Origin of the sequence: Enterobacter sp. T2, assembly GCF_010692925.1 — a bacterium.
Classification (GTDB): domain Bacteria; phylum Pseudomonadota; class Gammaproteobacteria; order Enterobacterales; family Enterobacteriaceae; genus Enterobacter; species Enterobacter kobei.
Genome location: NZ_CP048736.1, coordinates 2,137,204 through 2,162,026 on the forward strand (window position 1 = coordinate 2,137,204; position 24,823 = coordinate 2,162,026).

A 24,823-nucleotide genomic window follows, 5' to 3' on the forward strand; every position below is an offset into this window, starting at 1 on the left:
CAAGCGGCAGCGATCCACAGCTTTCTAATTAACGAGTCTTAATCATGGAAAACACGTTATTACAGGCCAAAGCGACGCTGCCTCAGTACAATCGCGACAGCCTTAAAGCACGCATTGTTCATTTAGGATTTGGCGCCTTTCACCGCGCGCATCAGGCGGTGTATGCCGACATCCTCGCGTCTGATTATGGCAGCGACTGGGGCTACTGTGAGGTTAACCTGATTGGCGGCGAGCAGCAAATTGCCGACCTGAAGGCGCAGGATAACCTCTATACCGTAGCGGAGATGTCCGCCGATGCGTGGACATCCCGCGTGGTGGGCGTGGTCAAAAAGGCCCTGCATGCGCAGGTTGACGGGCTGGAGACCGTACTGGCAGCGATGTGCGAACCGCAGGTGGCGATTGTTTCACTGACCATTACCGAGAAGGGCTACTGTCACTCTCCCGCAACCGGGCAACTGATGCTCGATCATCCATTCATCGCCGCCGACCTGCAAAACCCGCATCAGCCGACGTCCGCACCGGGTGTGGTGGTGGAAGCGCTGGCGCGTCGCAAAGCGGCGGGGTTACCGGCCTTTAGCGTGATGTCCTGCGACAACATGCCGGAAAACGGTCATGTGATGCGCAACGTAACCTGCTCCTATGCCCGGGCGGTAGACGGCGAGCTGGCGGACTGGATCGAGGCTAACGTCACGTTCCCGTCAACCATGGTGGATCGCATCGTACCTGCGGTCACGCCTGATACGCTGGATAAAATCGAACAGCTCACTGGCGTGCGTGATCCGGCGGGCGTGGCCTGTGAACCCTTCCGCCAGTGGGTGATCGAAGATAACTTTGTGGCGGGGCGTCCTGCTTGGGAAAAAGCCGGGGCCGAGCTGGTATCAGACGTCATTCCGTTTGAAGAGATGAAGCTGCGCATGCTTAACGGCAGCCACTCCTTCCTGGCTTACCTGGGGTATCTGGCCGGTTATCAGCATATCAACGACTGCATGGAAGATGAGAATTACCGCGTTGCGGCTCACGCGCTGATGCTCCACGAGCAGGCGCCGACCCTGAAGGTGAAAGGCGTCGATTTAGGACATTACGCCGATCTGCTGATTGCCCGCTACAGCAACCCGGCTCTGCGTCATCGCACCTGGCAAATCGCGATGGACGGCAGCCAGAAGCTCCCGCAACGCATGTTAGATTCCGTGCGCTGGCATCTGGTGCATCAGAAACCTTTCCCCCTGCTGGCGCTGGGCGTGGCGGGCTGGATGCGGTATGTCGGCGGAGTGGATGAGCAGGGTAATGCCATTGAGGTGAGCGATCCGCAGCTGGCGGTGATTCAGGCGGCAGTGAAGGGAAGTGCTGAAGGGGAAAGCCGCGTGCGTGCGCTGCTCGGCATTGAGTCTATCTTTGGCAAAGAATTACCGCGTGAGACGGTCTTTGTTGATGCGGTGATGACCGCGTACCAGTCTTTGGTGCAAAAGGGCGCGAAAGCTACCGTGGCGCAGTACGCGTCTCAACGGTAATTCAGTACATGCCGCCGTGCGCGGCGGCATGTCAGCGCACAACTTAGTGCATACCCAGACGAATCAGCTCAATCGGCTCGAACTTACCTTCGCATCCTTCCACTTCCACCGTTTTGCTGCGGCGCACCTGCGCGGCATCCAGCCCGTCGCTGTGGATCGCTTTAATCACGCCAGTTTTGCCTGTGCCGCTAATCATCACGCGGCTGCCAGTGGTAATTGCATTGCGGTTACGGTCGTATGTCATCATGGTATTTTCTCCTCTCTAACTTATCCGTTACGGCGGTATTTCAGGTTTCACCGTCCACGGGGCATATAAATACGCCTGTCTGCAAGTGATGTTTTTGTTTTTGATCAAAGTCACACTTTTTTCTTAATGACATGAGGTGCTGACGGTTCGCGACAGCAATTTACAAAGCAGACCGTTATTTTCATTTATTGATAGTTTCAACATGGAAGCGTTTAGGATTGGTTTATATTCCTGCTGCCATTCTGGGTGCAGGAAATAACCCTTTCATCGGAATAAGGAGTCAGGCTTATGTATAAGAACATTTTGATGCCTGTAGATGTGTTTGAAATGGATTTGAGCGACAAAGCGGTTCGCCACGCGGCAAGCCTTGCAAAGGCAGAGGGGGCATCAATTACCCTGGTCAACATTCTGCCTGCCAGCAGTCGGTCTCTGCTGCGCGGATTCAATGCCGATATCAAAAAGTTTGAAGAGTATATGACCGCGGAATCCGCGAAGAAAATGAACGAATTAAAAAGACTGTTTGATATTGCCCCAGAGAATATTCACAGCATGGTTCGTTTTGGCAACGTTCGCGATGAAATTATCAAGCTGAGCAAAGAGGGGAAATATGATGCGATTGTCATCGGGTCGAAAAACCCGAGCATCACCACCCATCTGCTGGGATCGAATGCGGAATCCATTCTGCGCTACGCCACGATTCCGGTGTTAGTCGTTCGCTAAACCCAACGCCGCGCCCAACAGGGTGCGGCGAATATTACTCCTCGCTAAACCACTCGCTGTTTTCCTGACGAATAAGCTGCACGGATTCGCTGATTTCCTGCAAATGCAGCGTCATCGCTTTTTCCACGCCGTCCGGGTCGCGTTTTTCCAGCGCGCTGAAAATATCGTGATGCTGTCTGAGCAACATTTCCGGCGGGGAGACGTGATCGAGGCTCATATAACGCACGCGGTCGATGGTGGCCTTGATGTTCTCAATGGTATCCCAGGCCAACTGACAATCCGCTATTTGTGCCAGTTTCTGGTGGAATTCATCATCGAGCTGGAAGAAATCGTTGAGCTGCTTACGGTCGATCGCTATACGCTGCTGATGCAGGTTCTGCTCCAGCAGGTAACACTGGTTATCATTGATAAGCGTTGCCGCCCGGCGGGCGACCGCGCATTCAATGGCCTGGCGAACGAAACAGCCGTTACGCACCTGAGAAAGTGAAATTTTGTTTACGTAGCTGCCGCGCTGCGGGCGGATCTGAATCAGGCCGTTTTCAGCAAGCTTAATGAACGCTTCACGCACCGGCTGACGGGAGACGTCAAAACGCACTGAGACCTCTTTTTCAGAAAGCGGCGTTCCCGGCGGAATCAGGCAATGGACAATATCACGTCGCAAAATGCGATAGATTTGCTGGTTTACGGGCTGGGTGGGATTGAGTTGCGATTCAGCGGCCATGAGTTGTCATTTCTCAGAGAGTTAGCCTGAACATACTACCATTCTTTTCGAACCCGAAACAGACCCGGCCCGCAGGCCGGGTGGGGCTTATTTAGCCACGATGGACGCTAAGTCCGGCAAAACTCTGGGTGACTGGCATCATTTCCACGGTATTGATGTTGACGTGCTTAGGCAGCGTCGCCACCCACCAGACCGCTTCAGTGACATCTTCCGGCGTCAGCGCGTTAGCATTTTCGTAGGTTTTATCCGCTTTCGCGTCGTCACCCTTGAAGCGCACGTTGGAGAATTCAGTGCCGCCCACCAGACCCGGCTCGATATCGGTAACGCGAATGGCGGTGCCGTGCAGATCGGTGCGCAGGTTCAGGCTGAACTGACGGACAAACGCTTTGGTCGCACCATAGACGTTGCCGCCCGCGTAAGGCCAGCTCCCGGCGGTAGAACCAATATTGATAATGTGACCGCGATTACGCTCAACCATGCCCGGCAACACCGCGCGAGTCATATAGACCAGCCCTTTGTTGTTGGTGTCGATCATGTTTTCCCAGTCTTCAACGCTGGCTTTGTGCGCGGGCTCCATGCCCAGCGCCAGTCCGGCGTTGTTGACCAGCAGATCAATGGCGCGCCACTCGGCAGGCAGGTTAGCAATCATCTCTTCAATGGCTGCGCGGTTGCGCACGTCCAGCTGTGCGGTCAGGATGCTGTCACCTAATTCATCTTTCAGCTCCTGCAGGCGCTCCTGACGACGGCCCGTTGCAATCACCTTGTGCCCGTTGGCGACGAAGCGACGCGTGATGCATTCACCAAAACCCGCCGTTGCCCCGGTAACTAAAATAATCATCTCACTGTTCCTCAACGCTTTTTGTGTTGTACTAACATAGCACGGCCGCAGAGGGTGCGTTAAGGCAACATTTGTATGACAGCATTGCAGGTGATGGCGGCCTGGCCTACTCTGGGAAGATATCCGTTCTGAGGAGTGAAAGATGACGGCCACGAATCCTTTTTTTGAAATCAGTCTGTTGCCTTACCAGGCACCCCATTTTGATCAGATTAACGACAGTCACTATCGTCCGGCGTTCGATGAAGCGCTGCGTCAGAAGCGGGTGGACATTGATGCGATTGTCTCGCAAACCGCCGCGCCAGACTTCAATAATACCGTGCTGGCGCTGGAGAAAAGCGGCGTTATGCTCTCGCGCGTCAGCAGCGTCTTTTTCGCCATGACCTCTGCGCATACCAATCCGTACCTGCAAGAGTTAGAGGAGCAGTTTTCTACTGAACTTGCCGCGCTGGCGAATGACATCTGGCTGAATGACACACTTTTCGCCCGCGTTGAGAGCGTCTGGCAAGATCGCGGTGCGCTGGATGCCGAGTCCCGTCGGCTGGTCGAGGAGACGTACCAGCGGTTTATTCTGGCCGGTGCGCGTCTGAATGAGACAGAAAAAGCCGAGCTGAAGGCGCTGAACACCGAGGCAGCCTCCCTGACCAGCCAGTTTAACCAGCGTCTGCTTTCCGCCGATAAAGCGGGTGGGCTGGTGGTGGATTATGCGCATCAGCTTGAGGGGCTCAGTGCAGAAGAGATCGCCGCCGCCGCGCAGGCGGCCGCGGAAAAAGGGCTTAACGACCGCTGGCTGATCTCGCTGCTGAATACGACTCAACAACCTGCGCTCTCTGCGCTGCGCAATCGGCAGACGCGTGAAAACCTGTTCAACGCAGGCTGGACGCGTACCCAGAAAGGGGATGAAAACGATACCCGCGCGCTGATCCTGCGTTTGACGGCGCTCCGTGCGCGTCAGGCTCGCCTGCTCGGCTTTGAGGATTACGCCAGCTGGAGTATTGCCGACCAGATGGCGAAAACCCCCGACGCCGCGCTGGCCTTTATGCGCGGCATTGTGCCTGCCGCCCGTGCCCGAGCGGAGCGCGAACAGGCCGATATTCAGAAAGTGATTGATGACGAGCAGGGCGGTTTCACCGTGCAGGCCTGGGACTGGGCCTTTTATGCCGAGCGCGTGCGCCAGGCGAAATATGCGCTTGATGAGTCGCAGATCCGGCCCTACTTTGCGCTCAATACCGTGTTGCATGACGGCGTCTTCTGGGCGGCCAGCCAGCTGTTCGGTATCCGCTTCGTGGAACGCTTCGATATTCCGGTTTATCATCCGGACGTTCGCGTATGGGAAATTTTCGACCATACCGGTGAAGGGATGGCGCTATTTTACGGCGACTTCTTTGCCCGCGATTCCAAGCAGGGCGGAGCCTGGATGGGCAATTTCGTTGAACAATCTTTTGAGTTTTCTGCCCGCCCGGTTATCTACAATGTCTGTAACTACCCAAAACCGGGTAACGGGGGCACCGCGTTACTCTCCTGGGACGACGTAATTACCCTGTTCCACGAGTTTGGGCATACCCTGCACGGTCTGTTTGCCAGCCAGCGCTTCGCCACGCTGTCCGGTACCAATACGCCGCGTGATTTCGTTGAATTTCCGTCGCAGATCAATGAACACTGGGCCAGCCATCCTCAGGTATTTACCCGCTACGCCCGTCACTACGAAACCGGTGAACCGATGCCGGACGCGCTGCGGGAAAGCATGCTCAACGCGACCCATTTCAACAAGGGTTATGACATGACGGAGCTGCTGGGTGCGGCATTGCTGGACATGAACTGGCACGCCATCAGTGAAGCCGTATCTGACGTTGAAGCCTTTGAAACGGCTGCGTTGAAAAAAGAGGGGCTGGACCTGCCCGCGGTACCCCCGCGTTATCGCAGCAGCTATTTTGCCCATATCTTCGGCGGTGGCTATGCGGCGGGGTATTACGCCTACCTGTGGACGCAAATGCTGGCAGACGATGGCTATCAGTGGTTTGTCGAGCAGGGCGGGTTGACGCGTGAAAACGGACAGAAATTCCGCGAGGCGATTCTGTCCCGCGGGAACAGCACTGATTTAGCTGAACTTTACCGGAGCTGGCGCGGGCACAATCCAAGGATTGAACCGATGCTGGAGAATCGTGGGTTAAGTGAATAGTGTCCATTTGGGCTGAAAAAAGAACCGGGCGTGAAGCCCGGTTTTTTATACCCTTTAATCAGCGATATTTTAGCATACTTTTGAAAGATAACCGGTGAAATTGAACGCGCCGATAAAAGGATTTTTTATTAATAGAGACAAAGCGCTACATTCGAGAACTGTTAATAATTTGATCTGGGTTGTAAGAAATAAAATCTTCTTTCAAATGTCTTTTTTAATTCTAAATTTTTGCCCTTTTATGCCGATAAATGAGGATAACAAAAAATCGACGTTATAGCAGTTAAGAAGGCGAAAGATGACCCTACCTCTGACCACTCCTGGCTTTACGGATGCTGAGCATTCTAAGAGGCTGATAAATAAAACCTTTACCTATGTTGTAACGTTGCTGATCGCTATTTTTGCGGCGGCAATAATTTCTTTATTGATAATAAAAAATAATGTTAATGAAATCAGCGATTCGCATGATGATTTCTTACTAAGAAAAGCGTTAGATACCCGACAGGAGAGCATCCGTAGCCATTTAAAAGACTATGCCGAGTGGGGGGATGCCTACAAACATCTTCATCAGAATGTTGACATGCACTGGGCATGGGATAAGCAGAATCTTGGCAAGTCTCTGTATGATAACTTTGGCTATGAGGGGGTGTTTGTTCTCTCTCCGGAAGGCGCCACGCGCTACAGCGTGATTTCCGGGAAACGGATACCTGAAGATCTGGAGCGTTGGTTGGGTCAATCCACAAAAGACCGTTTACTCAGTGAACTGAGCAAAAAAAAGGGATTGCCGGTGTCTATGCTAACGCTTATCGACGGCATACCGGCCATTGTTTCTGCTGAATGGATAACAACGGGTGATGATTCGAGTGTACAACCGTTACCGGGCAGACCTTCAGTCATGGTGTTTGTCGACAAATTAACGGCTAAAAAACTCCTTGCGATTGGGCATGATGCCGCCATCAAAAATGTTCGCATTTCACCCAATGAAGTGAATAATCAGACGTCATTGACCATAAGCACGCCAAATGGTGATGTGCATATTTTATGGGACAGTGAAAATCCTGGCCAGGCGCTGATCGTTTATTTCCTGCCATTACTCATTCTTTCCGTACTGCTGACAATATCGATGACGGTGATCCTTATGCGTCATATTATGCACAAGGCGAGAATTCATGACGAAAATGCCTTTCTCCTTGAGCAGGCACGGTTGAATCTTATCACCAGTGAAAAACGATTCAGGGATGTCAGTGAAACAACCAGCGATTGGTTCTGGGAAACTGACTTATCGTTAAAGATTACATGGCTATCAGGTCGTTTCTCCACGGTAACGGGATATGAACATAGTCAATGGATCGGCCGCAGGCTGGATGAGCTCTTTCCGTCGACAAGTCACTTACTTCATGATCGTGTCCGCCACCGGGAATTAACTGGACGCTTCGAATTTAAGAATTGCCCTTATATTAACTATCAGCAATCCACGTCCTACTGCACGCTTCTGGCTAAATTTTCTTCTCAGCCTGATGGTTCGGTGGTTTTACGGGGCGCGGCAACAGATGTCTCTCTGGAAGTGGAAGCAACTAAACGTGTGGAATTTCTGTCACGGCATGATGAATTAACGGGGCTTCCAAACCGGTATCATATTAAGGAGTTTCTGGCGGGCCGGTTAGCCAATGAAGGCGTCAATAATTATCCCTTTGCAATGATTTGCCTGGATCTGGACAAGTTCAAACCCGTCAATGACATTTTTGGGCATTCCACCGGCGACGCTCTGCTTGGCGAGGTCGCCTTACGTCTTAAAAGCTGTATTCGGAGCGGTGATTTTGTTGCACGGCAGGGCGGGGATGAATTTATGCTGCTCCTCGGTAACACCAGCCAGACAGACCAGATTGAAGAGGTGTGCCAGCGCATCGTGTCAGAACTCAACCGTCCTTTCACCATTGATGGCAATGATGTGACAATAGGGGTAAGCATGGGGATTGCACTGGCCCCACAAGACGGCAACAGCGCAAACGATCTTCTGCGCTATGCTGACATTGCGCTTTACCAGGCAAAACAATCCGGGAGAAACCGATGGGTCTATTATCGCCAGGATATGTCGGAAAAGCTGACCGAACGCAGAAAACTCGAACTGGAGCTGAAGACCGCCATTCGCGAAGACCAACTCTATCTGGTTTATCAACCGCGTTATAACCTCCGATATTCGAAAACAGATGCCGTCGAAGCGCTGGTCCGGTGGCAACACCCGGATCGAGGAACCATGATGCCCGATCAGTTTATCCCGTTGGCTGAAGAAACAGGGCTGATTATTAGCCTCAGCAACTGGGTCATTCGTAAAGCGTGTACGGAGGCCAAAGATCAATTGCCGGGGTTATCGGTATCAGTCAACATTTCGGCTATTGAATTCCAGGCGAGCGATCTGGCTGAAAGAGTAAAAGAAATTCTTCACGAAACGGGACTTGAACCCACCAGGCTGGAAATAGAAGTGACTGAAAATGTCACGCTTTCCGATCCAGAAAAAACGTTGCACACCATGAAAGCCCTCAAAAAAATGGGCGTACGGATTCTGATCGATGATTTCGGTACCGGCTATGCCTCTCTGAGCTATCTTCGAAAGTTTCAGTTTGATGGGCTAAAGCTCGATAAAAGCTTTATTTTTACCTTAGCGGATTCGCCACAGAACCAATCGGTAGTCGAGAAGATAATCGATTTGGGTAAAGCCTATTCCATGGAAGTGACCGCTGAAGGAGTGGAGACCAGCGAACAGCTGGCTTTTCTTAAAAAAAATAAGTGTGATGAAGTTCAGGGGTATTAACTTGGAAAACCCGCCGCCATTGCCGATCTCAATTTAAACGCCAACCTGGTGAATACATAAACGCGTTTTAGCATCTTCCGCGCCCCCTGGAACAGGGAAGCATCAGCGAAAAAAAACCGGGCTTTTCGCCCGGTTTTTTATCTTACGACCAGCACAGGGCATTTTGCGTGGCGCACCACTGCCGCCGCATTTGAACCTAACAGATACGTTGATATGTCAGGCTTATGGGAGGCGATGATGATCAGGTCGGCGCCGATCGTGTCCGCGAGTTTAAGGATCTGATCTTTTGGCGATCCCGTAACGGCGTGCGTCTGCACCTTTTCTGGCGGAATTTTAAATTGCTTAACGATTTCATCCAGTTTTTCTAAGGCCGCATGCTGGAACTCTTTTAGCTTCGGCATCTCCACGGAGTAGGCCAGGCCTAAAGATGAATAATAAGGTAGCGAAGGAATGACCGTAAGAAAATGGACTTTAGCTGTGTTAAGTGCGGTATGAGCCTGAACGAAAGGAATCACCATATGCGTCAGGCTATCTTCGGAAATATCAATGGGAACCAAAATTGAATTGTACATGTGTCCCTCCTGCGTGTTTTTTACACAATTCAGGTTAGACCGTTAATTCCAGGAAAACAGAGAGCAGGTTGTCATAACGGAGACAAATTTCGGTTCTGTGATAGCTATACAGGCGAACGTTCCCGGCATGGGGTCAATGACGCGTTCAGCCTGTCGTGACGATGAACATCCTGGCCTGCTGGGCTAGCTGGCGTTCAGCCTTAATCGGCGCATACTTTTCTGAATGATAGAAAGCAAGCGCCTGATCTAAAGTCGGGAATTCAAAAATGCCAGCATAGGGTAACGGGGCTTCATCGCCTTCGAGTACTTCTGCAACCGAACCAAAATGCACAATTTTCCCTCCCGCTTCCTCTAACGCTAATGTGAAGCGGGGGGCAAGGCTGGCCTGTCGCGCAGGGTCAATAATACGTAAGTTGATGTGGACGAATGCGGGCATCACTGTTCCTCAAATCTGATTAATAGTGTATATACAGTATTTGAGATTGTATTGATTGTCGAGATGAAAAGATGAACAACATCGATGTGGCGCTGCTGAAGACCATTCCGGAAGTGTGTCCTGTGTTTCAGGCGCGAGCCACTGCCCGGGCTATTACACGCTATTACAACGCCTGCTTAAGACCGTTTGGTCTGACCGCAGAGCAGTTCAGTCTTTTGGTTGGGATCGGAGGTACACCCAATGAAACCGTTGCAGAACTGGCCGCAAGGGCGGGGGTAGATGCCACCACGCTGAGTCGAAATATAGGTAGTATGGTGTCCCGCGGCATTATCGACGCGGTGGGAGGCCGGGGACGTGCCGGTAAACGACTCACCCTCACAGCAGAGGGCTGGAGCCTGCTCGAACAGGTCATTCCGGTATGGAAGGCAGCTATGGAAGAACTGTCCCATCAGATGGGGAGCGAACAACTTAGCCTGACGACGAATATGATGAGAAGCCTGGGCAAAGCCACTGCTTCTTTATGACGCGATCCGCGACAATCCGTACCTGCAACGCGACGTACCAAACCGCGCAATGCCGGGTATACTACGTTTTAATTTTTTCAGGCGACCCTTTGTAAAGGCAGGCAGTATGTCTCTTCGTTCGCTGCGGGCGTTATGCCTGACCAGTTTTTTCATTGCGGATGTTCGCGATGGCCTCGGCCCTTTTCTCGGTATTTTTCTCACCGAACGTCACTGGACGCCTGATGATATTGGTATTCTGATGACGGCGGGTGGGCTGGCGGGTTTACTGGCCACGCTCCCGGCGGGATTCATCACCGACACCTCCCGAAACAAACGCGCTGTACTCGCGCTGCTTTGCCTGTTGATCACCCTGAGCACGCTTCTGCTCTGGTTTAGCCAGCAGAGCGGCGTTGTCGCCGTTTCACAAATTATCACCGGCATCTGTGCGGCGTTTGTGGGGCCATTGATCACCGGAATTACCTTAGGGCTGACCGGCCAGAGTGGGTTCAGCGCGCAGATGGGCAAAAATGAAGCGTTTAATCATGCGGGCAATTTTATGACCGCACTGATGGCTGGCGGTATTGCCTGGTACTGGGGCGTCGGCGGAATTTTCCTGCTGATGACCTGTACGACGTTGCTAACGTTGTGTGCGCTGCTTGCCATTCGCAATAAGGATATCGATAACAATGCCGCGCGCGGGTTGTCCTCTTCAGCGAACCTGCCTGTTCCGGGCTTTGCGGTGCTGATTAAAAACCGGGCGCTGTTTATTACTGGACTGACGCTGCTCCTGTTCCATCTGGCGAACGCTGCGCTATTACCGATGCTCAGCATGAGGGTTGCGGCGGCACCCGCCTCAATCAACCCCGGCTTGTATGCAGCGGGCACTGTCATTATTTCTCAGGCCGTGATGATCCCCGTCGCCATTTGGGTCGCACGGAGAATAGAACACTACGGCTACTGGCGATTAATTATGCTGGCGCTGCTGGTGATGCCGGTGCGTGCGGCGCTGGCGGCGTCCACGGACGCGCCGTTGATGATGATCCCGGTGCAAATTCTCGACGGGCTGGCCGCTGGCATCCTCGGCGTCGTGGTACCGTCGTTTATTGTTGTGCTGTTGCGCGGGAGCGGGCACGTCAATGCCGGGCAGAGCGTGGTGATGTTGATGCAGGGCGTTGGGGCATCGATGAGCCCGGCGTTAACCGGCACGATAGCCGGGCATTACTCCTTTGCGACGGCATTCAGCGTGCTGAGCGCGATTGCGCTGGTGGCCGTCCTGCTCTGGTGGCGCGTTGCTCACCGAACCTGGGAAACAGACAGTACGCCGGGTGGGGCATAGCCGCCACCCGGCGTCATACTTATGCCAGCTCGTTAGGGCAGGTTTCGCCTTTTTCCAGCTGCTGCAGGTTACCCAGCGTGGTTTCTGAAATGCTGATCAGCGCTTCAGCCGTCAGAAACGCCTGGTGACCGGTAAACAGGACGTTATGACAGGCAGACAGGCGGCGGAACACGTCGTCCTGAATCACATCGTTGGACTTGTCTTCAAAGAACAGATCGCGTTCGTTCTCATACACGTCCATCCCGAGCGCGCCAATTTTCTGGGTTTTCAGCGCTTCGATAGCGGCCTGAGAGTCAACCAGGCCACCACGGCTGGTGTTGATGATCATCACGCCGTCCTTCATCTGGTCAAACGCCGCCTGGTTCAGCAGGTGATAGTTTTCCGGCGTCAGCGGGCAGTGCAGGGAGATCACATCAGACTGCGAGAACAGGGTCGGCAGGTCAACATATTCCACGCCCAGCTCCAGCGCCGCGGCGCTTGGATACGGATCAAATGCCAGCAGACGCATGCCAAAGCCTTTGAGGATCCGCAGGGCAGCGACGCCAATTTTCCCGGTCCCGATCACCCCTGCGGTTTTACCATACATGGTAAAGCCGGTAAGCCCCTCCAGCGAGAAGTTGGCATCACGGGTGCGCTGATAAGCGCGGTGAATACGACGGTTGAGCGACATCATCATGCCAATCGCATGTTCCGCGACGGCTTCCGGGGAGTAGGCCGGAACGCGCACCACCTTCAGCCCCAGCTCTTTCGCCGCATCGAGATCCACGTTGTTAAAGCCTGCACAGCGCAGGGCGATATACTTCACTCCCTGTTTTTTCAACTCTTCCAGCACCGGACGACTGCCGTCATCGTTAACAAAAATGCAGACGCCTTCACAGCCGTGCGCCGTTTTGGCGGTTTTTTCGGACAGCAGAAAGTCGAAAAATTCAAGCTCAAACCCGTAAGCTTCGTTAACATGTTGCAGATACTTTTTGTCGTACTGCTTTGTGCTATATACCGCGAGTTTCATAAGACTTTCTCCAGTGATTTTGCATTCACGTTAGCATGATTAAAATTATCTTACAATTTCTAAAATATTATTGAATTCAATAAGTTCTATGAATTATTCTAGAGCATCTATCCTTAAAAATGGCATTTCCTTCAACTGACTGGCTAAACATGCGACAATGAAAGGCATCGTCGGCTTAATTCTTTCGCTAAATCAGGATATTAACTGCCCATGAAGGGTAAATACAAAGCCGCACTTGCGCTTTTACTGCTGTTCATTTTATTGCCGCTGACGCTGCTGATGACGCTCGCTCAGTGGGTACCGACGCTTGCCGGAATCTGGCTTCCCGTCGGGACGCGTATCGCTTTCGAAGAGAGTCCTAAACTGACTCGTCATGCGCTGGTGATCCCCGATCTCCGCTATCTGGTAGAAGAGTGCGAAATTGCTCGCATTGAGAACGTGACGCTGTCACATCCGAGCCGCTGGCAGCTGGATATCGGCGCGCTGGATCTTAACGCCGTCTGCCTCAGCAAAATTCCCCAATCCGCGCCGTCGACCGTTGCCCCCAAAACGCTGGCGCAGTGGCAGGCGGTGTTACCGAATACCTGGCTGACCATTCACCGTCTCACCCTCTCGCCCTGGCAGCAGTGGCAGGGTGAGCTGAAGGCCTCGCTGACCCCGTCCAGCCAGGAGATAGCCTATAAAGGCGAGCGGGTGAGCATTCAAGGAACGCTTCGCGGCCAGACGCTTTCGGTCAGCCAGTTCGATGTTCAGCTACCCGATCAGCCGCAGCCCATCAAACTGGTGGGGGAGTTCACTCTGCCGCTGGTGCCGGATGGCGTGCCGGTAAAAGGCCACGCGGTGGCAACCTTTAACGTGCCACAACTGACGTCTCTCGTCGATGCCGATCTGGACTGGGAAGACAACCGTGGACAACTGGTGGTGATGGCGCGGGACAATCCCGATCCGCTGCTCGATCTGCCGTGGCAAGTTACGGCGGAACAGCTGAACATCAGCGACGGGCGCTGGAACTGGGATCTGTCCGGTATGCCGCTGAGCGGACGCGTTTCGCTTCGCGCCGATAACTGGCAGCAGGGGCTTGAGAAAGCCACCCTGACCGGGCGTTTGAACGTGCTTACCCATGGTGATGCTGGGAAAGGCAACGCGGTACTCAATATTGGGCCCGGCAGGCTCAGTATGGAAAACAGCGACATGCCGCTGCATCTCAGCGGTGAGGCGAAGCAAAACGACCTCATTCTTTATGCCAAATTGCCGGCAACACTGACCGGCAGCGTATATGAACCGCAACTCGCCTTTGAACCGGGCGCACTGCTTCGCTCGCGCGGGCGCATCATTGACTCGCTTGATATCGATGAAATCCGCTGGCCGCTGGCAGGTGTGAAGCTGACGCAGAAGGGCGTGGACGGGCGGTTACAGGCTATCCTGCGTGCCCATGAAAACGAGATGGGCGATTTTGAACTGCATCTGGACGGGCAGGCGAACGACTTTTTACCCGACAGCGGTCTCTGGCAGTGGCGCTACTGGGGAAAAGGGAGTTTTACGCCGATGCATGCCCGCTGGGATGTCGCCGGGAAAGGCGAGTGGCGTGACAAACTCATTGAGCTCACGGCGCTCTCCACCGGTTTTGACAAGCTCCAGTATGGAACCATGGAGGTCAGCACGCCGCGTCTGGTGCTGGATCAACCCGTGCGCTGGTTCCGTGACGCCGAAAAGCCGACGTTCAGCGGCGCGCTGGCGCTCAATGCCGGGCAAACCCGTTTCTCCGGTGGCAGCACGCTGCCACCGTCGGTGCTGACCTTTAGCGTCGACGGCACCGATCCGACGGTGTTCCAGTTTAAGGGCGACCTCCATGCAGAGAAAATCGGCCCGGTACAGGTGAATGGTCGCTGGGATGGTGAACGTCTTCGCGGGCAGGCCTGGTGGCCGAAACAGTCGCTCACCGTGTTCCAGCCTCTGATCCCTCCGGACTGGAAAATGACGCTGCGTGACGGGGAACTCTATGCGCAGGTGGCTTTCTCGGCGGCGGCCGATCAGGGCTTTGAGGCGGGGGGGCACGGCGTGCTGAAAGCCGGTAGCGCCTGGATGCCGGATAACCAGATCAACGGTGTCGATTTTGTGCTGCCGTTCCGCTTCAGCAAGGGGACCTGGTCCCTGGGCACGCGCGGCCCGGTTACGTTGCGTATTGGCGAAGTGGAAAACCTGGTGACCGCGCGCAATATTACCGCCGATCTACAGGGGGATTATCCCTGGACGGAGGACAATCCGCTGCTGCTTACCAACGTGAAAGTGGAAACCCTCGGCGGGAAGATTACGATGCAGCAGTTGCGGATGCCGCAGCACGATCCGGCGCTGCTCCGCGTGGACAATATCTCGTCAAGTGAACTGATCGGCGCCGTCAATCCGAAACAGTTTGCCATGTCAGGCCCGGTAAGCGGGGCGCTGCCATTCTGGCTGGACAATGAAAAATGGATCATTAAAGATGGCTGGCTGACCAACCCTGGCCCAATGACGCTGCGTATCGACAAAGATACGGCGGATGCCATCGTGAAAGATAATATGGTTGCGGGTGCCGCGATCAACTGGCTCCGCTATATGGAAATTTCTCGTTCGTGGACAAGAATCAATTTAGATAACCTGGGTGAATTAACCATGCAGGCGACCATCAAGGGAACCAGCCGTGTGGATGGCAAAAGCAGCTCCGTCAACCTGAACTATACCCATGACGAGAATGTCTTTACCCTCTGGCGCAGCCTGCGTTTTGGAGACAACCTGCAAACCTGGTTTGAGCAACACGCGGCGATACCCGGTCTCCGCAGTTCGACTGGCAAGGAAAGTGAGGAACAACAATGAAAAAGATGGCTGGTGTACTCACCGTTGCCGTTGCTGCGCTAATGACCGGCTGTACGCCGCGTATTGAAGTCGCTGCGCCGAAAGAGCCGATTACCATCAATATGAATGTCAAAATCGAACACGAGATCCACATTAAGGTCGATAAAGACGTTGAAACCCTGCTGAAATCGCGCAGCGATCTGTTCTGAGGATGCCATGAAACGTTTAGCTCTGATTCTACTGGCTCTGGGGATGAATGCGCAGGCGGCTGCGCTGACCTTAAATGATGCCCGGGCGCAGGGGCGCGTGGGGGAAACACTCAGCGGGTATATTGCCCCGATCCAACAGGATGCAGAAACGCTGGCGCTGGTAAACCGTATTAACGCGGCGCGCACCGAGAGCTATCAGAAGCTGGCCGACAGCAATAATTTACCAGTCGATGAAGTGGCGAAAATGGCGGGGCAAAAACTGGTTGCTCGCGCGCAGCCGGGCGAATACGTGAAGGGAATTAACGGCAAATGGCTGAAAAAATAGCTAGCGGTGGCGCTTGCGGTATTCGCCGGGCGAGACGCCAAAACGCTGCTTAAAGGCCGTTGAAAAATGGCTATGGTCGGTGAACCCCCAGCTGTAGCCAATTCCCGCCAGCTTTTCATCATCCCCGGCAGAGCGCAGCACCTGCGCACAGAGATCCAGCCGACGGTTTTTAATGTACTGCGCGACCACCAGCCCCTTCTCGGCAAACATGCGGTAGAGGCTGCGCACGGACATCCCGCTCTCGGCGGCAATCCACTCCGGGCGCAGAGAGTCAGACTGAATATGATCGTCAATCAGCGCCACGACATGCTGGAACTGGCGTTCCTTGCGCGGCTGAATCACGTCGCGTTGCTGAAACGCGGGGCGCAGCAGGCAGACCATGGCTTCGAGCGCGGCTTCGCTCTCCCGGTCACTCAGGTCGGCGTTGTTCATGCTTTCCATCAGCAGGCGATGGCTCAGCTGTACCGTTGGCAGCGAGCGAGAGAGGGCGAGCGCGCAGCTAATCTCATGGAAACGACACTGTTGCTCAATAATCTGGCGGGGTACCAGCAGCGAAATCTGGCGGGATTTTTCCTGCCAGTTGATTGACAGGGCCGGGAGGCGTCAAGCAACGTGATATCGCCTGTTCGGAGCACAGCGCGACGGTCATCCTGTTCAATTTCCGCACTGCCCTCAAGCTGGAAGACGGTATAGAACCAGGCATCATTACTCTGTTTGATCTCCTGACGGGAGCGGAACAGATTTACGCCGCCGGCGGTGACGGTGCTGAGCTTCAGGCTGCGCGCATAGCTGGTCTCCAGTTCGCCGACGAATTTTCCCCCGGAGGGCTGTGCATTAAAACGCCCGCACACCTGGTTAATCTGCGCCAGCCACTGCTGATACTGTTCCTGCTCGCTTGCACACGCCATCGTTTCTCTCACTGCATCGTCAATGTTTTCGCATTGTTGCATTTATGTTGCGTTTTGTCAGAGCTCTGGGCTGACTATAGGAAAGAACACTCATCGGGAACAGCGATATAAGGTGGAATTATCACGATTTGCGGCACCTGTCACAGGTGGCAAAGCGAATGTCACAGAGACAAAAGCGAGAATGCGAAACCCCTCTTAGACTGGATGAACACCCTGCGAATAATAACGAAGGAGTATCCTATGTCCGAATCCCAGGTGGCTATTCAGCCTGCCGTGCAGCAGTTTTTAGACCGACATCATGGCCTGTGGATTGAAGGGCGTCAGGCCGCGTCGGACAGCGAAAAGCGGCTCAACGTCTATAACCCGGCCACGGGCGAGGTGATTGCCTCGACGGCCGATGCCAGCGTCGATGACGTTGACCGTGCCGTCATGTCCGGCTGGCGTGCTTTTGTTGCCCGCAGCTGGGCCGGAAAATTACCGGCGGAGCGCGAGCGGATCCTGCTCCGTTTCGCCGATCTGGTTGAACAGCACAGCGAGGAGTTGGCCCAGCTTGAAACGCTGGAGCAGGGGAAATCGATTAACATTTCCCGTCTCTTTGAAGTGGGTTGTACCCTGAACTGGATGCGCTATACCGCCGGGCTGACCACCAAAATCGCAGGCAAAACCCTCGACCTTTCTATTCCCCTGCCACAGGGGGCGCGTTATCAGGCATGGACACGTAAAGAGCCGGTTGGCGTGGTGGCCGGGATTGTGCCCTGGAACTTCCCGCTGATGATTGGGATGTGGAAAGTGATGCCTGCGCTGGCGGCGGGGTGCTCGATTGTCATCAAGCCATCAGAAACCACGCCGCTGACCATGCTGCGCGTGGCGGAACTGGCCAGCGAAGCGGGCATTCCGGACGGGGTATTCAACGTGGTGACCGGGAGCGGCGCGGTGTGCGGCGCAGCGCTGACCTCGCATCCGCATATTGCAAAGGTGAGCTTTACCGGCTCAACGGCGACGGGCAAGCAAATTGCCCGCGCGGCGGCAGATACCCTGACAGGCGTGACCCTGGAACTGGGGGGCAAAAACCCGGCTATCGTACTCAAAGATGCGGACCCGGCGTGGGTGATCGAAGGCCTGATGACCGGGAGCTTCCTGAACCAGGGACAGGTGTGTGCGGCGAGTTCCCGTATCTACATTGAAGCGCCGCTGTTTGACACGCTGGTCAGCGGCTTCGAACAGGCGGTGAAATGCCTGAGCGTCGGGCCGGGTATGTCCCCGGAAGCATTTATCAACCCGCTAGTGTCGCGTGCGCATTGTGACAAGGTGCAGACTTTCCTCGATGAAGCGCAATCTCGCCACGCAGAGCTGATTGTCGGTAACCGTGGCCCGGAAGGGAAAGGCTATTACGTTTCGCCGACGCTGGTGGTCAACCCGGATGCCGCGCTGCGCTTAACCCGCGAAGAGGTGTTTGGCCCGGTGGTCAATCTGGTGCGCGTTGCCGATGGTGAAGAGGCGCTTCAGCTGGCAAACGACACCGAATATGGCCTGACCGCCAGCGTCTGGACGCAGAATATCAGCAAGGCGCTGGAGTACACCGACAGGCTGCAGGCGGGCACCGTCTGGGTAAACAGCCATACGCTGATCGACGCCAACCTGCCGTTCGGCGGCATGAAGCAGTCCGGCACCGGTCGCGACTTTGGCCCGGACTGGCTGGACGGATGGTGTGAGACGAAGTCGGTGTGTGTGAGGTATTGAAAACAAGCCGGGCGGCGGCTACGCCTTACCCGGCCTACTTTCTCTGGTTTTGTAGGCCGGGTAAGCGCAGCGCCACCCGGCATTATTCAAAGCGACCACCGATCCCGCCCGGCCTCTTTCGCCCGATAAAGCGCCGCATCGGCGCGGGCGATTATTTCGGTGCCGGCTAACCCCTCCGTCATGCCGGCAATCCCCATGCTCACGGTCACATGGTCGCTGACCGTCGAGGCGCCATGCGGTATGGCCTCCGTGCGCAGCCCGTCCTGAATACGCATGGCAACCTTTTCTGCGATGTTTAGCGGGCAATTGAAAAGGATCACCACAAACTCCTCGCCGCCGTAACGTGATACGACGTCGTCCGGCGTTCGTACCGACTGCTTCAGCACCCGCGCCACGCGCGTCAGGCAGTCATCACCCGCCTGATGGCCGTAGGTGTCGTTGTAGCGTTTGAAATAGTCGATATCCAGCATAATCAGCGAGAAAGGTTTCTTCTGCTCAACCGCGTTTTCCAGCACCACCTCCATTCTCCGGCGGTTGGCGGTTTTGGTTAGCGGATCCTGATGCGCCAGCGCATCCAGCCGTGAGATCAGCAGTTGATTTTGCTGATTACGACGCCAGGCTTCATCAAACCAGCTCAACAGGATAAAACGCCCGCAGATCAGGATCAGGGTAAACACGCTCCAGATGATGACAAAGTGAAGGTTGAGGCCATCGTTGAGTATCCAGCTTGCGACCGGCAGGGTGATCCAGAGCGGAAGCACAAAGGCGAGTAATCCCTCAGGGTAAAAGTAGAGCGCCGTTAACCCTGCGAGTAACAAAATCACGCACAGCGGCCAGACGTGGGGCAGCAGCAAATAGGTAATAAACAAAAAACAGGATACCGACCAGATGGCGCTACAGATAAAGAGCACCACGCTGATACCCGCAATACGCCGCCAGGCCATCAGGATCAACGCGGCAGAGAGGATAATAATGCCGAGCATCGAGGCATCGACCAGGGTCGTCAGTTGCGGTATATGAGGATAAAGCGGATCGCTGGCCTTAAGCAGGACGTGTCGCAGCAGGATCATCACGGCGAAGCTGACGTTGACGAACGCCAGCCAGGGCAGGTTCATCGCCAGCCCATGCATGACCATCGCGTGGCGCGTCGGCCAGGTAGCGCGTTCCAGTGTCGGTTTTTTTCTTTTTTCCATAAAGCCCTTTCCCGTCCGGGGGATAAATCATGCAGGTGAGATATCTGTAACTATAAGCAAGCATGGACGATCCTCAAACGGCAGGGCAAAAAAAACCGGGCGATTGCCCGGCGGTGGGTTATTTTTCGTCATTTTTCTTTCCGAGCGTTGGTGTCTCGTCGAAGAAGTTCCACGGTTTAAGCAGGGCATGCACCCATTCCGTTGGCATGATCGGCCACTCTTCCGCGCGGGCGACGTGGGTCGTGCCGGTGGTCATCCAGACAACGTCATCCTGATCGTTAAGCGACTCGTTATCTTTGCTGTACTGTCCCAGGCCCGTGTCGTGGATGGAGCGGTTAGGGAATTTACCTTCCGGATAAAGTTCATCCGGGTGGTAACGGGTCACCCACAGCTGTTTATCCATAAAGCTCAGGCGATGGTAGATCCACTCATCCGGGGCAAATTTCGCGCCGGTTGCCACCGGGTGGGTGCCGCCCGCGTAGGGGATAATCTGATACGAGACCGGGTTGCCCATGCGGTTCTCTTTACGGGTGTTGCTCAGCAGGCGGATGGTGCCCGGGTCAAATTTCTGTGCTGCCTGCTGTTCGGTATCAATGTCGTACTGATTGACCTGCATGGTACTGGTGCGCGGGCCACCGGCGGTATTGGGTTTCACTTCCGGATCCATCGCCACCAGCTTGTTGTTAATACCATCGACATCCATATCAAGACGGAAGTTATAGATGTGCTGGTGCGTGGTGCCGACAATGTTGTGGTCAATCAACGTGCCGTAACGGGTATCGTCTTTGGCGGTGGCGTCATGCATGGTTTTGGCCTGAACGCCTTTCACCGCTTCGATACCCGTCGCGCCAGCATCAATGCCGAGGGTGCCGTTCTCATGGAATACCCAGTCGAAGATGTAATCGTAGTTACCGACGGTACTCACCCAGCGCACCACCAGTTCACGACGCTCGGCGCTGACGTTTGGCTGACCCATCTCCTGATGCTTGTATTCCGGCCCGGCATAGCGTTCGAAAATGGCGATTGCGCGCGGGATCTCCATCGGCGCGCCGGTGTAGTCCGGGATGGTTTCATTGAGCATCACGGCGTTGGACGGCACGTCTTTACCCCGCACCAGCGGCGAGGTCAGGGTGCCCATGCCGTAGTCGCCGGAGTCGAGATAGGCTTTAAAGTACCAGCCCACGTCCGGATCGCCGTAAGGGACAATCATGCCGCCGAGCGACCCCTGATACATCACCTGACGTTTCTTACCGTTGTCGTTATACGTGACGGTTGAGATCATCGGGCCCACGCGCGAGTCCAGACTCAGATGGAAATCCCAGTTCTGCCAGTGCACTCTGTCGCCGGTTATGGTGTAGTTCTTGCCTTCCGGTTCAATGATGTCGAGCGGTTTTTTCGGTGTCTCTATGCGGTCGCGGCCATCATAGGGGCGTGGGGTCAGGGGAACCGGGATAACGGCACCTTCTTCAATCTTCTGGATCTTCTTCTGCTCAAGGTCGACCACCGCCACCAGATTTTCAATCGGATGTGCCCAGTAGTTGCCGTCGCCGACATCCAGATAGCTCACCACTTTCAGCAAACGGTCTTCCTGCTTAAGACCATCTTTACCGTCGAAATAGCCGACGGTCAGCGGCGTGGTAATCACTTTTTTCGGGTCGGTTATGCCGTGCTTTTTAAGCACCTCAGCAAATTCGGTACTGTCGTTAATGATCTGCTGAACCGCGGTGAAATCATCCAACAGCACCATGCCGTGCGCGTCTTTGACCGGTTCCCAGCGCAGAATTTTTTTATCCTTCAGATCCACCAGGCTCTCGATGACATGCTTTCCGTCAAGCATGACGATCTTCGCCTGGCGAGGGGTATCCACTGCCGTGCCGTTGAGCACATAGTCCCACACTTTGGCTTTCTCTGGCTCCGCAAGGGCGATCTGGGTAAAGCGGGTATTCGGTTTAAAATCTGCAGAGGCTTTAACAATCTCTACGGCTTGCTTAATTTCGTCTGCCGTGAGCGCATTTAACGGGTGAGGACTTTTTTCAACCTGGAAGGTCTGATCGAGACCGGACTGGAAAACATCGTTGATGAACGTCTCTGAGATAAAGGCCTTGTTGCCTTTCATCACCACCGGCACCTCAAGCGTGAGGGTTTTACCGTTGACGATAGCGGTTTTTGCGCCCGGTTTGACCTTCACAAAGGCGCCGTCTTTCGCAATGGTGAACATCTGTGCGTAATCGTCCCACTGCACGTCTGCGCCGAAGTCCTGCAGCGTTTTGTCCATCGGGACCATATGCGCCTCGCTGCCGTGGGCGAAAACAGGGGATTGCCAGGCGCAACACAGCGCAACGGCCATGGCCAGTGCCGTTCTACGGGCAGAAAAAGAAGAATTGCTTCCCATCGTAGACCTCATCTTGTTGTGTTTATTGTGTTGTGTCAGCCTTATCCTGACAGACGCCTGAGAAAAGCGTTTGCCTGCATCTGCCAGGTTATTTGTTGCACTTGCCAGGTTAAAAAAAGAGCGGGACGGTGTCACACCCGGCAGGTCGTCGTAGGCCGGGTAAGCATCGCGCCACCCGGCAGGGAAGGCGGTGAAGGTAAGGTGTTAGAATTCACCCCGCTGGCGCGCCACCAGCGTCAGGATGGAGTAGAGCGCAACGGCCTGCTGGTGCTGGTTGAAAATCTCAACCGCCCACTCCACCACGCCCGTCGGTTTTTCTTCCGCGGTGCGCTGCTTCTTCAGCGTTTTGCGTTTGCAGGTGAGGCGCACCTGAATGGTGTCGCCCGGTTTGACCGGCTCGATAAAGCGCAGGTTTTCCATACCGTAATTGGCAATCACCGGTCCGACCCCCGCATCGACGAACAGTCCCGCTGCGGCGGAGATCAGGAAGTAACCGTGAACCACCCGTTCGCCAAAGATCGACTCTGCCGCACCAATCTTGTCCATATGGGCGTAGAAGTGATCCCCGCTCAGACAGGCAAAGTTCACAATATCCGCTTCCGTCAGGGTGCGACGCGGCGTCAGCAGGCTGTCGCCCGGCTGCAGCTCCTCAAAGTATTTTCGGAACGGATGCACGCGATCTTCCTGCACGGTTGCGCCGCGCACCCACTGCTTGCCAATGGCCGCCAGCATGGTCGGACTGCCCTGAATCGCCGTGCGCTGCAGGTAGTGCTTCACCGCGCGCAGGCCGCCCAGTTCCTCACCACCGCCCGCGCGACCGGGCCCGCCGTGCACCAGCTGCGGCAGCGGGGAGCCGTGGCCGGTGGACTCTTTGGATGATTCCTCGTTGAGGATCTGAATACGACCGTGGGCACGTGCCGCACCGGCAATGAACTGGCGGGCAAGGGCTAAATCAGCGGTAACCAGCGTTCCTGCGAGGCTGCCGCCGCCCGCGCGGGCAAGCGCCATCGCGTGCTCTGTATGGCGATACGGCATCAGCGTCGCGACCGGGCCGAAAGCTTCAGTTGAGTGCACCGCAGGGGTTTCGTCCGGCTGCGGACAGAACAACAGGGTCGGTGGGAAGAACGCGCCCGCGGCCTGTAAATCCGCTTTGCCACCCAGACGGATCTGGCATCCCGCCGTAACCAACAGGTCCACTTTCTCCTGCACGTCGGCGCGCTGTTCGGCATTCACCAGGGCGCCCATCTTCACCCCGTCCTGCGCCGGATCACCCACCACCACTTTTTCCAGCCGGGCAATCAGCGCCTGGCTGACGGCATCAATCTGATTCTGGGGGACGATGATACGGCGGATAGCGGTACATTTTTGTCCGGCTTTGGCGGTCATCTCGCGAACGACTTCCCGGATAAACAGGGCAAACTCCGGCTGCTCCGCCGTGACGTCTTCACCCAGCACGCAGCAGTTCAGGGAGTCGGCCTCCATGGTGAACGGTATCGCGTTCGCCACAATATTCGGGTGAACGCGCAGGCTTTGCCCGGTACTGGCGGAGCCGGTAAAAGTCACCACGTCCTGGCTGTCGAGATGGTCAAGCAGGTCTCCCGCGCTGCCGCAAATCAGGCTAATGGCGCCGTCCGGCACCAGTCCGCTGTCCACGATAGATTTCACCATCGCCTGTGTCACCTGCGCGGTGGCGGTGGCCGGTTTAATGATGGCGGGCATCCCGGCAAGCCAGGTCGGCGCCAGCTTTTCCAGCATCCCCCAGCAGGGGAAGTTAAAGGCGTTGATATGTACCGCCACGCCGGATTTCGAGGTCAGAACGTGGCGAGCGGCAAAACCGCCTTCTTTTGACAGCGGGATCAACTCATCTTCCGGCCACAGCGTGTCATCCGGCAGCTCCCGGCTGCCCAGGCTTGCGTAAGTAAAGAGGGTGCCAATCCCGCCTTCAATATCCACCCAGCTGTCCGCTTTCGTCGCCCCGGTCTGGGCGGAGAGGGCATAGAACGTCTCTTTTTCGCTAAGCAGGTGTTTCGCTACCGCTTTCAGCATGGCTGCACGTTCAATAAAGGTCATCTTATGAAGCGCTTCGCCACCGCGCTCAATCGCATAGCGACGAGCGGTCGCCATATCCAGCCCTTCGCTGGTGACTTCCCACAATGCTTCGCCGCTGATGGCGTGATGAATGGCGCGTTCACGGCCCCGGCCAGACTGCCAGGTACCGGACAAGAAGCTGGCTAACTGCTGCATCGCTTATCTCCAAGTGTTACGTAATTTCACCATTAATAGTTTAATTATGAATCATAAAAAGCAAGCTGAGATTTTAATGAATTGTTAATGCTGTGATCTGGCCTGATGAAT

Annotated in this window: 19 protein-coding genes and 1 pseudogene; 10 read left to right on the forward strand and 10 right to left on the reverse strand. The window is 55.0% G+C overall.

What is annotated here, in order from left to right:
* Window positions 1-44 precede the first annotated feature (44 nt).
* Complete coding sequence (locus G0034_RS10330; RefSeq protein WP_179120815.1) at window positions 45-1,508, forward strand: mannitol dehydrogenase family protein; 1,464 nt, start codon at window positions 45-47, stop codon at window positions 1,506-1,508.
* Window positions 1,509-1,551: 43 nt separating this feature from the next.
* Here G0034_RS10330 and ydfZ read toward each other — a convergent pair whose 3' ends face one another.
* Window positions 1,552-1,755, reverse strand: coding sequence for a putative selenium delivery protein YdfZ (gene ydfZ / locus G0034_RS10335; protein WP_014883679.1), 204 nt, complete (start codon window positions 1,753-1,755; stop codon window positions 1,552-1,554).
* 288 nt (window positions 1,756-2,043) lie between these two features.
* Here ydfZ and G0034_RS10340 point away from each other — a divergent pair, with 288 nt between their 5' ends.
* Window positions 2,044-2,475: a universal stress protein gene (locus tag G0034_RS10340; protein WP_014883680.1), complete on the forward strand. Its 432-nt coding sequence runs from the start codon at window positions 2,044-2,046 to the stop codon at window positions 2,473-2,475.
* Window positions 2,476-2,509: 34 nt separating this feature from the next.
* On the opposite strand, the gene G0034_RS10345 is transcribed toward G0034_RS10340, so the two are convergent.
* Together G0034_RS10345 and ydfG are read right to left on the reverse strand one after the other, a co-directional pair.
* Window positions 2,510-3,196: a GntR family transcriptional regulator gene (locus tag G0034_RS10345; RefSeq protein WP_014883681.1), complete on the reverse strand. Its 687-nt coding sequence runs from the start codon at window positions 3,194-3,196 to the stop codon at window positions 2,510-2,512.
* 91 nt (window positions 3,197-3,287) lie between these two features.
* Entirely contained in the window at window positions 3,288-4,034 is a 747-nt protein-coding gene (gene ydfG / locus G0034_RS10350; RefSeq protein ID WP_023330307.1) for a bifunctional NADP-dependent 3-hydroxy acid dehydrogenase/3-hydroxypropionate dehydrogenase YdfG, read from the reverse strand.
* Window positions 4,035-4,176: 142 nt separating this feature from the next.
* Between ydfG and dcp the strand changes: the two genes are divergently transcribed.
* Both dcp and G0034_RS10360 read left to right on the forward strand, forming a co-directional pair.
* Window positions 4,177-6,210 (forward strand): peptidyl-dipeptidase Dcp, encoded by a 2,034-nt coding sequence (gene dcp / locus G0034_RS10355; RefSeq protein WP_179120816.1) that lies wholly within the window; start codon window positions 4,177-4,179, stop codon window positions 6,208-6,210.
* Between the two features lie 295 nt (window positions 6,211-6,505).
* Window positions 6,506-9,016 carry a bifunctional diguanylate cyclase/phosphodiesterase gene (locus tag G0034_RS10360; RefSeq protein ID WP_179120817.1) on the forward strand — a complete coding sequence of 837 codons (2,511 nt, stop codon included), beginning with the start codon at window positions 6,506-6,508 and terminating at the stop codon, window positions 9,014-9,016.
* A 137-nt stretch (window positions 9,017-9,153) separates the two neighbouring features.
* On the opposite strand, the gene uspF is transcribed toward G0034_RS10360, so the two are convergent.
* Together uspF and G0034_RS10370 are read right to left on the reverse strand one after the other, a co-directional pair.
* Window positions 9,154-9,588 carry a universal stress protein UspF gene (uspF, locus tag G0034_RS10365; protein ID WP_023338284.1) on the reverse strand — a complete coding sequence of 145 codons (435 nt, stop codon included), beginning with the start codon at window positions 9,586-9,588 and terminating at the stop codon, window positions 9,154-9,156.
* Window positions 9,589-9,733: 145 nt separating this feature from the next.
* A complete protein-coding gene (locus G0034_RS10370; RefSeq protein WP_014883686.1) occupies window positions 9,734-10,024 on the reverse strand; it encodes a DUF1330 domain-containing protein in 291 nt (96 codons plus the stop codon).
* Between the two features lie 71 nt (window positions 10,025-10,095).
* Here G0034_RS10370 and G0034_RS10375 point away from each other — a divergent pair, with 71 nt between their 5' ends.
* Both G0034_RS10375 and G0034_RS10380 read left to right on the forward strand, forming a co-directional pair.
* Complete coding sequence (locus G0034_RS10375) at window positions 10,096-10,548, forward strand: MarR family winged helix-turn-helix transcriptional regulator (RefSeq protein ID WP_179120818.1); 453 nt, start codon at window positions 10,096-10,098, stop codon at window positions 10,546-10,548.
* 106 nt (window positions 10,549-10,654) lie between these two features.
* Window positions 10,655-11,863 carry an MFS transporter gene (locus G0034_RS10380; RefSeq protein ID WP_058689971.1) on the forward strand — a complete coding sequence of 403 codons (1,209 nt, stop codon included), beginning with the start codon at window positions 10,655-10,657 and terminating at the stop codon, window positions 11,861-11,863.
* Between the two features lie 19 nt (window positions 11,864-11,882).
* Here the strand turns inward: G0034_RS10380 and G0034_RS10385 are convergent, their stop codons facing one another.
* A complete protein-coding gene (locus G0034_RS10385; RefSeq protein WP_023338286.1) occupies window positions 11,883-12,872 on the reverse strand; it encodes a 2-hydroxyacid dehydrogenase in 990 nt (329 codons plus the stop codon).
* 210 nt (window positions 12,873-13,082) lie between these two features.
* Here G0034_RS10385 and G0034_RS10390 point away from each other — a divergent pair, with 210 nt between their 5' ends.
* Genes G0034_RS10390 through G0034_RS10400 form a run of 3 tightly spaced genes read left to right on the forward strand, consistent with a single transcriptional unit; the run spans window position 13,083 to window position 16,235 of the window.
* Window positions 13,083-15,722: a YdbH family protein gene (locus tag G0034_RS10390; RefSeq protein WP_045135008.1), complete on the forward strand. Its 2,640-nt coding sequence runs from the start codon at window positions 13,083-13,085 to the stop codon at window positions 15,720-15,722.
* Window positions 15,719-15,910 (forward strand): YnbE family lipoprotein, encoded by a 192-nt coding sequence (locus G0034_RS10395; RefSeq protein ID WP_010430706.1) that lies wholly within the window; start codon window positions 15,719-15,721, stop codon window positions 15,908-15,910. Before G0034_RS10390 ends, G0034_RS10395 begins: the two co-directional genes overlap by 4 nt.
* Window positions 15,911-15,917: 7 nt before the next feature.
* A complete protein-coding gene (locus G0034_RS10400; RefSeq protein WP_023330315.1) occupies window positions 15,918-16,235 on the forward strand; it encodes a YdbL family probable chaperone protein in 318 nt (105 codons plus the stop codon).
* Here G0034_RS10400 and feaR read toward each other — a convergent pair.
* Window positions 16,236-17,143, reverse strand: a pseudogene (feaR, locus tag G0034_RS10405) (transcriptional regulator FeaR).
* 240 nt (window positions 17,144-17,383) lie between these two features.
* On the opposite strand from feaR, the gene G0034_RS10410 reads away from it, so the two are divergent.
* A complete protein-coding gene (locus G0034_RS10410; RefSeq protein WP_179120819.1) occupies window positions 17,384-18,883 on the forward strand; it encodes an aldehyde dehydrogenase family protein in 1,500 nt (499 codons plus the stop codon).
* An 86-nt stretch (window positions 18,884-18,969) separates the two neighbouring features.
* Here G0034_RS10410 and G0034_RS10415 read toward each other — a convergent pair whose 3' ends face one another.
* From G0034_RS10415 to paaZ, 3 genes are all read right to left on the reverse strand, one after another.
* Window positions 18,970-20,076, reverse strand: a complete 1,107-nt coding sequence (locus G0034_RS10415) for a GGDEF domain-containing protein (RefSeq protein ID WP_023330317.1) — start codon at window positions 20,074-20,076, stop codon at window positions 18,970-18,972.
* A gap of 118 nt (window positions 20,077-20,194) precedes the next feature.
* Window positions 20,195-22,468, reverse strand: coding sequence for a primary-amine oxidase (tynA, locus tag G0034_RS10420; RefSeq protein ID WP_179120820.1), 2,274 nt, complete (start codon window positions 22,466-22,468; stop codon window positions 20,195-20,197).
* A 204-nt stretch (window positions 22,469-22,672) separates the two neighbouring features.
* Window positions 22,673-24,712, reverse strand: coding sequence for a phenylacetic acid degradation bifunctional protein PaaZ (gene paaZ / locus G0034_RS10425; RefSeq protein WP_023338291.1), 2,040 nt, complete (start codon window positions 24,710-24,712; stop codon window positions 22,673-22,675).
* Between the last annotated feature and the right edge of the window lie 111 nt (window positions 24,713-24,823).

Excerpts from the sequence above, each read along its gene's own strand:
- G0034_RS10370 (WP_014883686.1), bottom strand. The coding sequence starts at position 10,024 with ATGCCCGCATTCGTCCACATCAACTTACGTATTATTGACCCTGCGCGA.
- G0034_RS10360 (WP_179120817.1), top strand. The coding sequence starts at position 6,506 with ATGACCCTACCTCTGACCACTCCTGGCTTTACGGATGCTGAGCATTCT.
- G0034_RS10345 (WP_014883681.1), bottom strand. The coding sequence starts at position 3,196 with ATGGCCGCTGAATCGCAACTCAATCCCACCCAGCCCGTAAACCAGCAA.
- ydfG (WP_023330307.1), bottom strand. The coding sequence starts at position 4,034 with ATGATTATTTTAGTTACCGGGGCAACGGCGGGTTTTGGTGAATGCATC.
- G0034_RS10340 (WP_014883680.1), top strand. The coding sequence starts at position 2,044 with ATGTATAAGAACATTTTGATGCCTGTAGATGTGTTTGAAATGGATTTG.
- G0034_RS10390 (WP_045135008.1), top strand. The coding sequence starts at position 13,083 with ATGAAGGGTAAATACAAAGCCGCACTTGCGCTTTTACTGCTGTTCATT.
- G0034_RS10330 (WP_179120815.1), top strand. The coding sequence starts at position 45 with ATGGAAAACACGTTATTACAGGCCAAAGCGACGCTGCCTCAGTACAAT.
- G0034_RS10385 (WP_023338286.1), bottom strand. The coding sequence starts at position 12,872 with ATGAAACTCGCGGTATATAGCACAAAGCAGTACGACAAAAAGTATCTG.
- ydfZ (WP_014883679.1), bottom strand. The coding sequence starts at position 1,755 with ATGATGACATACGACCGTAACCGCAATGCAATTACCACTGGCAGCCGC.
- G0034_RS10400 (WP_023330315.1), top strand. The coding sequence starts at position 15,918 with ATGAAACGTTTAGCTCTGATTCTACTGGCTCTGGGGATGAATGCGCAG.
- G0034_RS10395 (WP_010430706.1), top strand. The coding sequence starts at position 15,719 with ATGAAAAAGATGGCTGGTGTACTCACCGTTGCCGTTGCTGCGCTAATG.
- G0034_RS10415 (WP_023330317.1), bottom strand. The coding sequence starts at position 20,076 with ATGGAAAAAAGAAAAAAACCGACACTGGAACGCGCTACCTGGCCGACG.
- uspF (WP_023338284.1), bottom strand. The coding sequence starts at position 9,588 with ATGTACAATTCAATTTTGGTTCCCATTGATATTTCCGAAGATAGCCTG.
- paaZ (WP_023338291.1), bottom strand. The coding sequence starts at position 24,712 with ATGCAGCAGTTAGCCAGCTTCTTGTCCGGTACCTGGCAGTCTGGCCGG.
- G0034_RS10375 (WP_179120818.1), top strand. The coding sequence starts at position 10,096 with ATGAACAACATCGATGTGGCGCTGCTGAAGACCATTCCGGAAGTGTGT.
- G0034_RS10410 (WP_179120819.1), top strand. The coding sequence starts at position 17,384 with ATGTCCGAATCCCAGGTGGCTATTCAGCCTGCCGTGCAGCAGTTTTTA.
- G0034_RS10380 (WP_058689971.1), top strand. The coding sequence starts at position 10,655 with ATGTCTCTTCGTTCGCTGCGGGCGTTATGCCTGACCAGTTTTTTCATT.
- dcp (WP_179120816.1), top strand. The coding sequence starts at position 4,177 with ATGACGGCCACGAATCCTTTTTTTGAAATCAGTCTGTTGCCTTACCAG.
- tynA (WP_179120820.1), bottom strand. The coding sequence starts at position 22,468 with ATGGGAAGCAATTCTTCTTTTTCTGCCCGTAGAACGGCACTGGCCATG.